Source organism: Curtobacterium sp. MCBA15_001 (assembly GCF_001864835.1).
Classification (GTDB): Bacteria; Actinomycetota; Actinomycetes; order Actinomycetales; family Microbacteriaceae; genus Curtobacterium.
Window position 1 is genome coordinate 133,164 of the sequence record NZ_MJGI01000003.1, and the last position, 14,132, is coordinate 147,295.

Genomic DNA, 14,132 nt, shown 5'->3' on the forward strand with positions numbered 1-14,132 from the left:
CGGGGCTAGGACCAGACCCGGCGGATGCCCCACGAACCGGTCCACGACGCGTCCGGCTCGAGCCACCGCAGCCCCTCGCCGGAGTTCAGCGCGTCGGCGGGTGCGGTCATCGGTTCGACGGCCACCGCCAGCCCCTTGCCGTCGCCCCGCGGGAACTCGCGCGAGGTGAACACCTGCACGTAGGGGAACGACGCGTCCTGCCACAGCTGCACCCCGTCACCCTCGGGACCGTGCAGGGTCGTCCGGCGGATGCCCTCGGCGTCGGGTGCCACGTCCGTGTACGCCGTGTCGAGGTCGGAGTCCCCAGTACGCCGCCCCTGCCGCAGGTCGAGGTCGGTGCCCGCGACCGGCTGGGTGCCGTTCGGGATCTTCCGGTCGTCGACGGTGAACGCCGTGGCGGCGTCGAGCGTGACGACGAGGTCCTCGGCCGGGGTGTCGCCGGCACGCAGGTACGGGTGCGCGCCGACGGCGAAGGGCGCGCGGACGCCCGAGCGGTTGGTGATCGTGTGGGTCACGCGGATGCCGTCGTCGACGAGTTCGTGGTGCACGCGGGTCTCGAGCGTGAACGGCCAGCCGTGCTGCGGGTGGATCGTCGCCTGCTGCTCGACGCCGGACTCCGTCTGGGCGACCACCCGGTACGGCGAGAACCGCAGCAGCCCGTGCGAGGCGTTGCCGTACTTCGGCTCGGAGACGTCGAGCTGCTGCCGCGCGCCGTCGAGTTCCCAGGCACCACCGGCGACGCGGTTCGGCCAGGGAACGAGCACGATGCCGTTCGCACCGGCCGGGGCCTCGGATGCCGGGAACGGTTCCGTCAGGGCGAAGCCGGCGACGCTGAGCTGCCGGATGCCCGCCGCGACCTCGGTGACGACAGCCTCCACGACCCCGTCGGGTCCGGCGTGGCGGAGGTGGTACTGCCCTCCGGTCGGTGCTGCTGCGGTCATGCGCTGTGGTCCCTTCCCGATGCGGTGCCGTCTGGTTGCCCGTCGTCGGCCACGATGACCTCCACCCCGGCTGCGCGCACCTGCTCGACGAGTTCGGGCGGCGCTTCCGCGGTGACGACGACGTCGATGTCCGCGAGGCCGCGGACGACCCCGACGTGGGCGCGCCCGGCCTTCGAGCCGTCCACCACCACGACGGTACGCCGAGCCGCGGCGGCGAGCATCCGCTTGGCCTGGGTCTCCGGCAGGTTCACGTTGGTCAGCCCGTGCTCGACGTCGAGGCCGGTGCCGCCGAGGAACACCACATCGGCGGCGATCATCGGCAGGACGGTGTCGTTGAAGGGTGCGACGAGCGAGTGCTGGAGCGGACGCAGGGTGCCGCCGGTCACGATGACCGTGAACCGCGGCACCGCGCGCTCCAACGCCAGTGCCGTGGTCAGGGAGTTCGTCACGACCGTGACGTCGACGAGGTCCGCTCGGGCGACGAGCGCCTCTGCGACGGCAGCCGGTGTCGTGCCGACGTCGAGCAGGACGCACTCGCCGGAGCGGACCAGGGCGGCCGCGGCGCGGCCGATGGCGGCCTTCGCTGCCTGGTGCTCGACGGCGGTCTCCTCGAGCGGGCGCTCGGTGGACCCCGCCCCGAGGCGGACCGCGCCCCCGTGCACCCGCCGCAGCCGGGCCTCCCGGTCGAGCACCGCGAGGTCCTGCCGGACCGTCACCTCACTCGTGCCCAGGGCAGCGGCGAGCGCCGTGGTGCGCACCATGCCGGGGGCGCCCTCGACGATCCACACGATGCGGTCCTGGCGCAGCGGGGCAGGCATCGCGCCGGCCAGGAAGGAGCGGTCGTCGTCGGTCACGGAACCAGTTTCGCCTGCTTCCGATCACTTTCGCAACGCTTCGTTCTCGGGCTAGGATGACCTGGTGATCACGAAGCGCGCGACGAAGCTCGCGGACGGCCGCGACCTCATCTACTTCGACGATGCGGACTCGCAGCTGCCCGCCGAGCGTCGCATCGACGAACGGACCCTCGACCCGCGGCCCGTCACCGCCACCATGCGGCAGGACGTGCTGACCGGTGAGTGGGTCTCCATCGCGAGCAGCCGGCAGAACCGCGTGTTCCTGCCCCCGGCCGACCAGGACCCGCTCGCGCCGCAGTCCGCCGCGAACCCGTCCGAGATCCCCAGCGTCTACGACGTCGCCGTGTTCGAGAACCGGTCGCCCTCGTTCGGTCCGGCCCTGCAGGCGGACGACGCTCCCGATTCCCTCGGCGCCCTGGCCGAGGTCGGTCTGAACCGGACGTTCCGCTCGGTCGGCCGGTGCGAGGTCGTGTGCTTCTCCCCCGAGACCGCCGGGTCCTTCGCGTCGATCTCCGAGTCGCGTGCCCGCACCGTCGTCGAGGCCTGGGCGGACCGCACCGCGGCGCTGTCGGCGATGCCGGGCATCCAGCAGGTGTTCCCGTTCGAGAACCGCGGCGAAGCGATCGGCGTCACGCTGCACCACCCGCACGGGCAGATCTACGCCTACCCCTACGTCACCCCGCGCACGCAGCGGCTCCTCGACTCGATCGAGCGCTTCGGCCCGGACCTGTTCGAGCAGCACCTGGCGAACGAGCGCGGCTCCGAGCGCGTGGTCCTGGCCGGTGAGCACTTCACCGCGTTCGTGCCCTTCGCCGCGCGGTGGCCGATCGAGATCCACATGCTGCCGCACCGCCACGTCCCCGACTTCGCCGGCCTGACCGATGCCGAGAAGGACGAGCTCGCGCACATGCACCTGCGCCTGACCCGCGGCCTCGACGCGCTGTACGGCGACCCCACGCCCTACATCGCTGCGTGGCACCAGGCCCCGGTGCACACCGCTCGCGACACCGTGCGGCTGATGCTGCAGATCACGTCGCCGCGTCGGGCCGCCGACAAGTTGAAGTTCCTGGCCGGCAGTGAAGCCGCCATGGGTGCCTGGATCGGGGACCTGGTCCCGGAGAAGGCAGCCGAGTTCATCCGAGGAGGGATCGAGCGCGCATGACGTTCCAGCAGGTGTTCGGGTACGAGCCGACGGTGCGGTACTCCGCCCCGGGACGGGTCAACCTGATCGGCGAGCACACCGACTACAACGACGGCTTCGTCCTGCCGTTCGCGATCGACCGCCGCACGGTCGCGTCGATCGGGCAGCGGACCGACCGGCTGCTCCGGGTCGCGTCGGCGTTCGAGCCGGACGCCGTCCACGAGCTGTCACTGGACGGGCTCGACCCCGCGTCCATGGGCGGTTGGTCCGCCTACGTGTTCGGCATCGCCTGGGCCCTCCGCGAACAGGCCGGCGCAGACCTGTCCGCCGCGACGGGCTTCGACGTGTTCATCGAGTCGGATGTCCCGGTCGGGGCGGGCCTGTCCTCGAGCGCCGCGATCGAGTGCGGTGTCGCCCTGGCCTTCAACGACCTGTGGGACCTCGGGCTCTCGCGCAAGCAGCTGGCACGCGTCGGGCAGTACTCCGAGAACCACGCGGTCGGGGCTCCCACCGGGATCATGGACCAGTCCGCGTCGCTGCTCGGGGAGCGCGACGCCGTGGTGTTCCTCGACTGCCGCACGCTCGACACTGCCGTGGTCGACCTGGCGCTCGAGGCGAACGGGCTCGAGGTCCTGGTCATCGACACCCGCGTCGAACACGCCCACGCCACCGGCGGGTACAAGGCGCGTCGGGACTCGTGCGAGCGCGGGGCTGCGGCGCTGGGCGTGGAAGCACTCCGAGACGTCGCGGTCGACGACCTCCCCCGTGCGGCCGAGCTGCTGGACGACGAGACCTTCCGCCGGGTGCGGCACATCGTGACCGAGGACCAGCGCGTGCTCGACACCGTCCGGACCCTGCGCGAACAGGGACCGCGGGCGATCGGGGACCTGCTCGTGGCCTCGCACGCGTCGATGCGCGACGACTTCGAGATCTCGGTGTCGGAGCTCGACCTGGCCGTCGCCACGGCGATGGCGAACGGTGCCGTCGGGGCGCGGATGACCGGCGGCGGGTTCGGCGGAGCGGCGATCGCGCTGGTCGACGCTTCCCAGCGCGAGGCAATCGGCGCTGCCGTCACGGCCGCGTTCGCCGAGGCCGGGTACCGCGAGCCGACCGTGTTCACGGTGCACGCGGCGCAGGGCGCCCGGCGCGACTGAGCGCGCAGCGCCGCCTGCGGCGCGGATCGCGTCCGCACAACCAGAAGCAGCTCGCGCCACGGATCTCCGTGGCGCGAGCTGCTTTCCGTTGCGCGAACGGCCCTGGGGCCGCCACCCGCCGGACTGGAGGCGCGTGGCGGGGTCGAGCCGCGCCTCCAGTCCGACGGTCGGCCGCGACCAACCCGCGAAAGCGACAGATCCCGGCGGAACTTCCGGCGGGATCTGTCGCTTTCGCGAAGGAGAAGCGCGCCGCCGGCGCGCCGCCGGCGGGCCGGCCGCCCGCGGCCAGCGCGCCGCTAGTGCAGGTGGCGCTCGGCGGCCTCGACGACGTTCTTCATGAGCATCGCGCGCGTCATCGGGCCGACCCCACCCGGCGTCGGCGACAGGAACCCGGCGACGTCAGCCACCGCGGGGTCGACGTCCCCGTGCAGCTTCGCCTTGCCGGTGTGCTCGTTCACGATCCGGCTGATGCCGACGTCGATCACGGCCGCGCCGGGCTTGACCCAGTCCGGCTTGACGAGCCCGGCCACCCCGGCCGCCGCGATGATGATGTCCGCGCGACGGCACTCGGCCGCCACGTCCTCGGTCAGCGAGTGCGTCAGGGTCGCCGTGGCCTCGAGCCGGGTGAGCAGCAGCCCGAGCGGGCGCCCGACCGTGAGCCCCTGGCCGATGATCGTGACGTGCTGCCCGCGGATCGGGACCTCGTACGCCTCGAGCATCGCGACGATGCCACGCGGGGTGCACGGCAGGGGCGCATCGATCGTGCCGGCACCTCCGGGGACAGCGAGGACGAGCTCACCGAGGTTCGTCGGGTGCAGGCCGTCGGCGTCCTTCGCTGGGGACATCAGCTCGAGCATCGGGATCGGGTCGATGCCCTGCGGCAACGGCAGCTGCACGATGAACGCGGTGACCCGGGGGTCGTCGTTCATCTGCAGGATCGCTGCCCGGATGTCCGCCGGGCTCGCGGTCTCGGGCAGGTCGATGCGGATGGAGTCGAGCCCGATCTGCGCCGAGTCACGGTGCTTGCCCGCGACGTAGGACACCGAACCGGCGTTCTGCCCGACCATGATCGTGCCGAGCCCGGGTCGGAACCCGTGGTCGTGCAGCCGGTCGATGCGGACCTTGAGGTCGTCGAGCGTGCGGGCGGCGAGGGCGGTGCCGTCGATGCGGACGGCCGAGCCCGCACCCGCCCACCGATCGCGCGCGAGCGGTGCGAGCGTCACGCGTACAGCGGGAACGCGTCGGTCAGGACCTTGACCCGCGCCGACAAGGCCGCCACGTCGGGGTTCGGCATGAGCGTCAGCGCGATGATGTCGGCGACCTCGGTGAACTCCGCGTCGCCGAACCCGCGGGTCGCCAGCGCCGAGGTACCGATGCGCACACCCGAGGTGACCATCGGCGGACGCGGGTCGAACGGCACCGAGTTGCGGTTCACAGTGATGCCGACCTCGTGCAGCAGGTCTTCGGCCTGCTTGCCGTCGACCTCGGACTCGCGCAGGTCGACGAGCACCAGGTGCACGTCGGTGCCACCGGTGAGGACGTCGATCCCAGCGGCCTTCGCGTCGTCGGCGGTCAGCCGTGATGCCAGCGCCTTCGCGCCGCGGAGCGTGCGCTCCTGGCGGTCCTTGAACTCCGGCTGGCCGGCGAGCAGGAACGCGGTGGCCTTGGCGGCGATCACATGCATGAGCGGACCGCCCTGCTGCCCCGGGAACACCGCGGAGTTCAGCTTCTTGAAGAGCGACTCCTCGTTGGACAGGATGATGCCCGAACGGGGACCGGCGAGCGTCTTGTGCACCGTCGACGACACGACGTGCGCGTGCGGCAGCGGCGACGGGTGGAGCCCGGCGGCGACGAGTCCGGCGAAGTGCGCCATGTCCACCCAGAGCGTCGCGCCGACCTCGTCCGCGATCGCACGGAACTTCGCGAAGTCGAGCTGGCGCGGGTACGCCGACCAGCCGGCGATGAGGACCTTCGGCTGGTGCTCGATCGCCTTCGCGCGGATGTCGTCGTAGTCGACCTCGAACGTCTCCGGGTCGACGCCGTACGACACCGCGTTGTAGATGCGGCCGGAGAAGTTGAGCTTCATGCCGTGGGTCAGGTGACCGCCGTGGGCGAGCTCGAGACCGAGGATGGTGTCGCCGGCAGAGGCGATGGCGTGCAGGACCGCGGCGTTCGCGCTGGCGCCGGAGTGCGGCTGCACGTTGGCGTAGGCGGCGCCGAACAGGGCCTTCGCCCGGTCGATGGCGAGCTGCTCGGCGACGTCGACGAACTCGCAGCCGCCGTAGTAGCGCTTGCCCGGGTAGCCCTCGGCGTACTTGTTCGTCAGCACGGAACCCTGCGACTCGAGGACGGCGCGCGGGACGAAGTTCTCGGACGCGATCATCTCGAGGGTGTCGCGCTGCCGGCCCAGCTCGTTCTGCAGGACGGCGGCGATCTCGGGGTCGACCTCGCTGAGCGGGGCGTTGAAGGCGGCACGGGCGGCTTCGATGTCGGCGGCGCCGGAGACAGCTCCGTCGGTGGACGACGCGAACGGGGACAGATCGGTGATGGACACGGGACTCCTTGGTGACGAGCCGGAGCACGTCCGGCGGCGAGGATCGGTGTGGCCCAGGCGTACGGCCACGCACCGTGTCGAGTGTCGCTCCCTGATGGTGACCCATCCGACGCCAGTCGCGACCTGATGATCGTACCGAGCCGCCCGGTCTGTGTCACCCTGGACGCATGACCCTGGTGACGCCGTCCGTCGACGAGCGCCTCGACGCCGACGAGCGCCTCGACACGGACCAGCGCACCCGGCTCAGCCCGGACGTGCCGTGGGTCACCGTGGTCTGGGACGACCCGGTGAACCTGATGTCGTACGTCACCTACGTCTTCCAGAGCTACTTCGGCTTCCCCCGCGCGAAGGCCGAACGGCTGATGCACCAGGTCGACGCCGAGGGCCGCGCGGTGGTCGCCACGGGCAACCGCGAGGCGATGGAGCGGCACGTGCAGGCCATGCACGGCTTCGGCCTGCAGGCGACCGTCGACCGGGCGGCCGACGCGTGATCCCGTTCGTCCGGCGCGGTGACGGCATCCACCTCGGTCTGGCCACCGGCGAGCGCGCGCTGCTCACGAGCCTGGTCGACCAGCTGCGCGAGGTGTTGGACGGCGACCTCGACTCCGACCCCGTGACGCTCCGGATGTTCCCGGACGCCTACCCCGGCGACCGACAGGCCAGCTCCGAGTTCCGCCGCTACACCCGCGACGACCTCCGGTCCGCCAAGTCCACGAACGCCGAGACCGTGCACGCCTGGCTGACCGGCGCGCGGGACGGCGCGCTGACACCCGCCGACGAGCAGTCCTGGCTGCGCTGCCTGACCGACCTGCGCCTGACCATCGCCGACCGGCTCGGCATCGTCGACGCCGCGACCGAGGAAACCTCCCGCTCCGGGGTCGACGGCGTCGGGCTGCGCGACGTCTACGACTGGCTCGGGTACGTCCAGGAGCACCTGGTCACGACGATGACGGCCCGACGGTGACCGTCACGTACCGCCCCACCACGCCTGACACCCAGGAGGACCTGCTCGCCTTCACGACGTCGGACCCGGTCTCGTGGATCGGTCCGGACCGGTACCGGCAGGAGTCCGCGACGCGGAACTACCGCCCGGAGTGGTCGTTCCTCGCCCTGCGCGACGACGTCCCCGTGGGCCGTGCCCTCTGGTGGGGTGGCCCGGACGCTGTCGTCCCGTCGACCCTCGACGACCTGATCGTGGACGCGCCCGAGGCCGAGCGGGTCGCGGTCGCCGCCGGGCTGATCCGTGCCGGGGCCGACGCCTTCGGACGGCTGCCGGAGTGGGTCGTCGACGTCGCGGTCGACTGGCACGACGACCCGCGCGCCGTCGCGGCGGTCGACTGGCGTGCGCAGGCGGCCCGCGCCGCGGGGTACGACCGGACCACCGAGCGGGTGAGCGTCGTGTGGGAGCCGGGGACGGGCCTCCCGTCCGCCGACCAGCAGTACCGGTTCCGCGGGGGTGACGACGACGAGTTCACCGACCTGTTCACCCGCGTGGTGGTCGGCTCGCTCGACGCCCACACGCGCGCGACGGTCGCCGAGCTGGGTGCGCGGGGCACCGCCGTCGACGACCTCGAGTTCTACCTGACCCTGCCCGGCCGTCGCGAGGACTGGCGCATCGCCGAGGACGGCGACGGACTGGTGGTCGGGTTCGTGCTGGCCACCCGGACCGCCTACGACGCTGCCGTGAGCTACATCGGTGTCCTGCCGCAACACCGGGGCCGCGGCGTGGTGGACGCGCTGCTGGCCGAGGCGCTCCGCATCCACGCCGAGGCGGGTGAGCCGCGCGTGGTCGCGACGACGGACACCGACAACGTGCCGATGCGCCGGGCGTTCGAGCGCGCCGGGTTCATCGTCACCAAGCGGCGGTTGGTGTTCGAGGCCTGACCCGAGTTCGACAGGGAGCCTTGCAAGTTCGACTGCGCAACCAGTACCGTGGCGGTATGGAATCGCACGCGGAGCTCGCCGGCGACCTGCTCGCGCTGTACGGGCGGATCCGTCGGACCCTGCTGACCGGCAAAGCCGACCAGGTCACCGCGTCCCAGACCGCAGCGCTCGGACGACTGCTCCGGCACGGCGAGTCCACCGTCGCCGACCTGGCGCGTGCCGAGGGGGTCCGTCCACAGTCGATGGGGGCGACCGTCCAGGCGCTCGTCGACCTGGGGCTGGTGGAACGACGACCCGATCCGGTCGACGGACGACGGGCCCTGGTGCGCGCGACCGACGCTGGGTCCCGTGCCCGCGAGGACTCGTGGACGACCCGGACCCAGGTGCTGGCCGACCGGCTGGCAGGCCTGTCCGAGACCGATCGGCAGACCGTCGCCCAGGCCGTCGCGATCCTCACCCCCCTCACCGACGCCTGACCTCCCGGAGCCCACTCACGTCCACCTCGACCGCACCCGTCCCCGTCCAGCACGACGACACCTCCGGCTCCGGCTTCGGCCCGAAGCTGCTCGTCCCCGTCCTGGTCGGCCCGCTGCTCAACCCGATCAACACGACGATGGTGTCGGTCGCACTGGCGCCGATCTCGCGCGACCTCGGCATCGGGGCGTCGCAGGCGATCTGGCTCGTGGCAGCGCTCTACCTGGCGAGTGCGATCGCTCAGCCCACGATGGGCAAGCTCGCGGACCGGTTCGGCCCGAAGAAGGTCTTCATGGCGGGGCTCGTCCTGGTCGGGATCGCGGGCGTCGTACCCGAGGTGCTGACCGGCTTCGGAGGCGCCGTGTTCGCCCGCGTGCTCATCGGCATCGGGACGTCGTCGGCCTACCCGGCGGCCCTCACCACGCTCCGTCAGCACTCGCTGCGGATCGGGAAGCCGACGCCGCCGCTCGTGCTCGGGGCGCTGTCGATCACGTCGCTCGTGTCCGCCGCGGCCGGCCCGCCGCTCGGTGGCGCGCTGATCGCCGCGTTCGGCTGGCACGCGATCTTCCTGGTGAACGTGCCGCTCGCGGCGTTCGGGCTGGTCGTCGCCGGGCTCTGGCTGCCGTCCGACCGACTGCGCCCGCGTGCCGACGAGGACGTCCCGGTGCTGACCGCCCTCGATCCGTTCGGCATGGTGCTGATGACCGGCACGGTGTCGGCGCTGCTGGTGTTCCTGCTCGACATCACGGCGGGCCTGTGGTGGCTGCTCGGTGTCGCGGTCGTGCTGCTGGTGGCACTCGTGCTGTGGGAACTCCGCGCGGCGAAGCCCTTCATCGACGTGCGGATGCTCGCCCGGAACGGGGCACTCAGCCGCACCTACGTCCGGCTGTTCCTGGTGTACATGCTCGCGTACACGATGACGTACGGGTTCTCGCAGTGGGTGCAGGACGTCGCCGGGTACTCCAGCGACCAGGCCGGGTACATCCAGCTGCCCGCGGCCGTCATCGCCGGGGTGGCCTCGTTCCTGATCGCGCGGAAGACCGCCGTGCGCGGCCCGCTCGTCGTCGCCGCCACGGTGCCCATCGTCGGCGGGCTGCTGCTGCTCGGGCTGCACACCGGATCGCCCCTCGTGCTGCTCGCCCTCGCACCGGCGCTGTTCGGCATCCCCCAGGCCCTGGCGTCGGTGTCCAACCAGGCCGCGCTGTACCGGATCGTGCCGGCGGAGTCGATCGGCACGGCGGCGGGGCTCTCGCGCACCAGTGTCTACATCGGGGCGATCGCAGCGTCCTCGCTCATCGGCGGTGTCTTCGGGCAGGGACCGACCACGGCCGACCTGCACGTGCTCGGGTGGGTGATCGTCGGGATCGCGGTCCTGCTCAGCGCGCTGACGATCTCCGACCGCGCGCTCGCGCGTCCGGCCGCGCGCTGACGCGGCCGAGCCGCGGCCGCGCGGCGCGGCGCGCCGCGCTGACGCGGCCGCCGTGCCGCAGCGTCGCGCGCGGCGCGATCGCACCCCCGTACGAACATCGCACCCCGCCGTGACGGGGTGCGATGTTCGTACGGGGATGCAACGCAGCGGGAGTCCAGCCGCGCCCGCCCGCCGGAGCCGCACCGCGCCTCCCGGCCGACCGGCGGCCGCCGGCCCGCCGCGCGCCACGCGCCCGCGACCCCGCCCGGTAGCCTGAACCGGTGACCGACCCGATGCCCACGAGCACCTCCACGCACTGGACCCTCACGCTGGTCTGCGACGACCAGCCCGGCATCGTCCACGCCGTCTCCGGAGCGGTCGTGCAGGCCCAGGGCAACATCACCGAGTCGCAGCAGTTCTCGAGCCGCGACACGAACACGTTCTTCATGCGCCTGCAGGTCATGGCACCCGTCGACCGGCCCGAGTTCGAGCAGGCCCTCGCGCCCGTGGTCGAGCGCTACGGCATGCGCGTCCAGCTCGACGTCGTCGGCCGGCCGATGCGCACGCTGGTGCTCGTGTCGAAGGCCGGGCACTGCCTGAACGACCTGCTCTACCGTCAGCGCGGCGGCCAGCTGCCGATCGACGTGCCCCTGGTGCTGTCGAACCACGCCGACCTGTCCGGGCTCGCCGCGTTCTACTCCGTGCCGTTCGAGCACCGACCGGTCACCGACGACGCGAGCAAGCAGGCGATGGAGCGGCGGATCCTCGACGCGGTGGACGAGCACGACATCGAGCTCGTCGTCCTGGCGCGCTACATGCAGATCCTGTCGCCCGAGCTCTGCGCCGCGCTCACGGGTCGCGCGGTCAACATCCACCACTCGTTCCTCCCCGGCTTCAAGGGCGCGAACCCCTACCGCCAGGCGCATGCCCGCGGTGTGAAGCTCATCGGCGCGACCGCGCACTTCGTCACGAGCGACCTGGACGAGGGCCCGATCATCGAACAGAACGTCGTCCGCGTCGACCACACGAAGGAGCCGTCCGAGCTCGTGTCGATCGGCCAGGACGAGGAGTCCCGCACGCTCACCCAGGCAGTGCGCTGGATCGCCGAGGACCGGGTCCTGCTCGACGGCGCCCGCACGATCATCTTCAGGTAGGCACCCCCATGAGCAACTCGGACTGGTCGGACACCCCGGACCCGCACGCTGCCGCCACGCCCCGCCGACGGGTCGACGCCTGGAGCGTGCTGCGGATCGCCGTCATGGTGTTCGGCCTGTTCTCCCTCGGGTTCTGGGGGTACTGGTCGTGGCGGCTCCCCCTGCCGGGCCTGGTGTTCATGATCGGCGCCCCGCTGTTCGCCGCCGTCGTCTGGTACCTGTTCCGGTCCTCGCGTTCGCCGATCGAGACGGACCTGGTCGGCAAGACCATCGTTGAGCTCGCGTTGGTCGTCGCCGCCGGAGGCGCCTGGATCTCGATCGGGCACCCGGTCGTCGGCGTGGTCTTCATCGTGGTGGCCGCGGTCTCCGGCCTGGTCGCGTTCCGACGGGAGACCCGGTGAGCGGCGACGGGCCCGTCGGCTCGGCCGGTCCCGTCGGGTCCGCCGGTCCCGTCGGCTCGATCGGTCCCGTCGCGGTCGGTCTGGAGGCTCGGCGCACGCTGCTCCGCGCCGGTCGCGTCGTCGACGCGGCCGGCTCCACCGCCGACGGCTGGGTCCTGGTCGTCGGTGCCACGATCACCGCGGTCGGTTCCGGCCCCGATGCCCCCGCGGCGGACGAACACGTCGACCTCGGCGACGCGGTCCTGGTCCCCGGGTTCGTCGACCTGCACGGGCACGGTGCCGGCGGCGCCGCGTACGAGGACGCCTCCTTCGCCGCCGCCCTCGCGGTGCACCGGGCGCACGGCACGACGCGCTCGGTGCTGTCGCTCGTCGCCAACCCCGTGCCGGAGCTCATCGCCACGCTCGACCACATCCGGTCGGTGATGGCCGCCGATCCGCTCGTCGCCGGCGTGCACCTCGAGGGACCGTTCCTGTCGCCCGACAACAAGGGCGCGCACAACCCGGCGTTCCTGGTCGCCCCCACCCCGTCCGACGTCGACGCGCTGCTGACCGCCGGCGACGGCATCGTGCGGCAGGTCACGATCGCCCCGGAGCTCCCCGGCGCCCTCGACGCCACGCGGCGCTTCGTCGCCGCGGGCGTGGCCGTCGCCCTGGGCCACACGGTCGGCTCGTACGACCAGGCCCGCGCCGCGTTCGACGCCGGGGCCTCGGTCCTGACGCACGCGTTCAACGCGATGCCCGGGCTGCACCACCGCGCCCCGGGTCCGATCGGGGCCGCCGTCGCGGACGACCGGGTGACGCTCGAGCTGATCCTGGACGGCGTGCACGTGCACCCGGCAGCCGCGCGGGTGCTGCTCCGGGCTGCACCGGGCCGGGTCGCCCTGATCACCGACGCGATGGCGGCCGCGGGCTCCCCCGACGGGGCGTACACGCTCGGGTCGCTCGACGTGACCGTGACGGACGGCGTCGCGCACGTCGCGGGGACCGACACCATCGCCGGGTCCACCCTGACCCAGGACGCTGCACTCCGGCGGGCCGTGACGGAGACCGGGATGTCGCTGCCGGACGCCGTCGCCGCCGTGACGAGCATCCCCGCGGGGGCGATCGGCCTCGGCGAGCGGCTCGGGCACATCGCACCCGGGTACGCCGCTGACCTCGTGGCGCTGTCGCCCGCGCTCCAGGTCCGGCGCGTGTGGGCGGACGGGCACGAGCTGTCCAGCGGTGACGAGGTCGACCACTCGTGATGCACGACGACGAACTCGCGGTCGAGACGGCCCGCGTCCGTCGTCTCGTGGACAGTCAGTTCCCCGCCTGGCGGGACAGGCCCCTCCGTGCGCTCCCCCTGGCCGGGACGGTCAACGCGGTCTTCCGGCTCGGCGACGACCTGGCGATCCGGTGCCCGCTCCGCCCGGACGACGCGGACACGGTGCTCGCCACCATGCAGCGCGAGGCCGGTGCGGCCCGGGCGTTCGCGACCGCTGCCGCGCTGCCGACCCCCGAGCTCGTCGCGATCGGCGCTCCGGGGCACGGCTACCCGCTGCCGTGGACCGTCCACACGTGGGTCGCCGGCGACGTCGGGACACCGTCGGGAGCCGCCGACAGCACGGCCCTCGCCACGGACCTGGCGCTGCTGGTGCGTCGACTGCGCCGGGTGGACACCGGCGGCCGCTCCTTCGCCGGCACCGGACGGGGCGGGCACCTGCCGGACCACGACGACTGGGTGGCGGAGTGCCTCGCGCAGAGCGGCGCACTGCTGCCCGTCGAGCGACTCCGGGACCTCTGGCAGCGGCTACGGTCCCTGCCGGAGCCGGACCAGCACGTGATGAACCACAGCGACCTGATCCCCGCCAACGTGCTCCTGCGCGGTGACCGGCTGTCGGGGGTGCTCGACGCCGGCGGGTTCGCGCCGGCGGACCCGGCACTCGACCTGGTCGCCGGGTGGCACCTGCTCGATACCGACGCCCGTGCCGTCTTCCGTGCGGCGATCGGCAGCGACGACGTCGAGTGGCTGCGCGGCGCGGCCTGGGCCCTCGAACAGGCCCTGGGTCTGGTCTGGTACTACCGCTCCACGAACCCGGTCATGCACGCCCTCGGGCGCAGCACCATCGCGCGGTTGCTCACGGCCCCCGAGGTCGAGGCCTGAGCTCGGCGGCGCTCTCCGCTGACG

At 72.6% G+C, this 14,132-nt stretch carries 15 protein-coding genes and 1 riboswitch; of the genes, 11 read left to right on the top strand and 4 right to left on the bottom strand.

Going from position 1 to position 14,132, the window contains the following annotated elements; translation table 11 throughout:
- Positions 1-5: 5 nt before the first annotated feature.
- Positions 6-941, bottom strand: coding sequence for an aldose 1-epimerase family protein (locus tag BIU90_RS01245; RefSeq protein WP_071298426.1), 936 nt, complete (start codon positions 939-941; stop codon positions 6-8).
- Positions 938-1,795 carry a DeoR/GlpR family DNA-binding transcription regulator gene (locus BIU90_RS01250; protein ID WP_175470103.1) on the bottom strand — a complete coding sequence of 286 codons (858 nt, stop codon included), beginning with the start codon at positions 1,793-1,795 and terminating at the stop codon, positions 938-940. The genes BIU90_RS01245 and BIU90_RS01250 overlap by 4 nt, the downstream gene beginning before the upstream one ends.
- 64 nt (positions 1,796-1,859) lie before the next feature.
- Here BIU90_RS01250 and galT point away from each other — a divergent pair, with 64 nt between their 5' ends.
- A complete protein-coding gene (gene galT, locus BIU90_RS01255; protein ID WP_139195053.1) occupies positions 1,860-2,957 on the top strand; it encodes a galactose-1-phosphate uridylyltransferase in 1,098 nt (365 codons plus the stop codon).
- On the top strand, positions 2,954-4,090 hold the full coding sequence (gene galK / locus BIU90_RS01260; RefSeq protein WP_071298428.1) for a galactokinase: 1,137 nt from the start codon (positions 2,954-2,956) through the stop codon (positions 4,088-4,090). The genes galT and galK overlap by 4 nt, the downstream gene beginning before the upstream one ends.
- Before the next feature lie 296 nt (positions 4,091-4,386).
- Here the strand turns inward: galK and BIU90_RS01265 are convergent, their stop codons facing one another.
- Positions 4,387-5,313: a tetrahydrofolate dehydrogenase/cyclohydrolase catalytic domain-containing protein gene (locus tag BIU90_RS01265; RefSeq protein ID WP_071298429.1), complete on the bottom strand. Its 927-nt coding sequence runs from the start codon at positions 5,311-5,313 to the stop codon at positions 4,387-4,389.
- Positions 5,310-6,578, bottom strand: a complete 1,269-nt coding sequence (gene glyA / locus BIU90_RS01270) for a serine hydroxymethyltransferase (protein WP_071298462.1) — start codon at positions 6,576-6,578, stop codon at positions 5,310-5,312. The genes BIU90_RS01265 and glyA overlap by 4 nt, the downstream gene beginning before the upstream one ends.
- Positions 6,579-6,688: 110 nt before the next feature.
- Positions 6,689-6,774: riboswitch (ZMP/ZTP riboswitch) on the bottom strand.
- 37 nt (positions 6,775-6,811) lie between these two features.
- On the opposite strand from glyA, the gene clpS reads away from it, so the two are divergent.
- The 9 genes from clpS to BIU90_RS01315 all read left to right on the top strand — a co-directional run bounded on the left by clpS (position 6,812) and on the right by BIU90_RS01315 (position 14,108).
- A complete protein-coding gene (gene clpS / locus BIU90_RS01275; protein ID WP_071298430.1) occupies positions 6,812-7,135 on the top strand; it encodes an ATP-dependent Clp protease adapter ClpS in 324 nt (107 codons plus the stop codon).
- Positions 7,132-7,608: a DUF2017 family protein gene (locus BIU90_RS01280; protein WP_071298431.1), complete on the top strand. Its 477-nt coding sequence runs from the start codon at positions 7,132-7,134 to the stop codon at positions 7,606-7,608. The genes clpS and BIU90_RS01280 overlap by 4 nt, the downstream gene beginning before the upstream one ends.
- A complete protein-coding gene (locus BIU90_RS01285; RefSeq protein ID WP_071298432.1) occupies positions 7,605-8,528 on the top strand; it encodes a GNAT family N-acetyltransferase in 924 nt (307 codons plus the stop codon). The genes BIU90_RS01280 and BIU90_RS01285 overlap by 4 nt, the downstream gene beginning before the upstream one ends.
- 56 nt (positions 8,529-8,584) lie before the next feature.
- On the top strand, positions 8,585-9,004 hold the full coding sequence (locus BIU90_RS01290) for a MarR family winged helix-turn-helix transcriptional regulator (protein ID WP_071298433.1): 420 nt from the start codon (positions 8,585-8,587) through the stop codon (positions 9,002-9,004).
- The gene (locus BIU90_RS01295; RefSeq protein WP_302847380.1) at positions 8,893-10,431 is read left to right on the top strand and encodes an MFS transporter; all 1,539 of its coding nucleotides are present in this window, start codon (positions 8,893-8,895) and stop codon (positions 10,429-10,431) included. The genes BIU90_RS01290 and BIU90_RS01295 overlap by 112 nt, the downstream gene beginning before the upstream one ends.
- A 272-nt stretch (positions 10,432-10,703) precedes the next feature.
- A complete protein-coding gene (gene purU / locus BIU90_RS01300) occupies positions 10,704-11,564 on the top strand; it encodes a formyltetrahydrofolate deformylase (RefSeq protein WP_071298463.1) in 861 nt (286 codons plus the stop codon).
- An 8-nt stretch (positions 11,565-11,572) separates the two neighbouring features.
- Entirely contained in the window at positions 11,573-11,965 is a 393-nt protein-coding gene (locus tag BIU90_RS01305; RefSeq protein WP_083403583.1) for a YrdB family protein, read from the top strand.
- Positions 11,962-13,209, top strand: a complete 1,248-nt coding sequence (gene nagA / locus BIU90_RS01310) for an N-acetylglucosamine-6-phosphate deacetylase (RefSeq protein WP_254786899.1) — start codon at positions 11,962-11,964, stop codon at positions 13,207-13,209. The genes BIU90_RS01305 and nagA overlap by 4 nt, the downstream gene beginning before the upstream one ends.
- Positions 13,209-14,108 (top strand): phosphotransferase, encoded by a 900-nt coding sequence (locus BIU90_RS01315; RefSeq protein ID WP_071298434.1) that lies wholly within the window; start codon positions 13,209-13,211, stop codon positions 14,106-14,108. Before nagA ends, BIU90_RS01315 begins: the two co-directional genes overlap by 1 nt.
- Positions 14,109-14,132 lie beyond the last annotated feature (24 nt).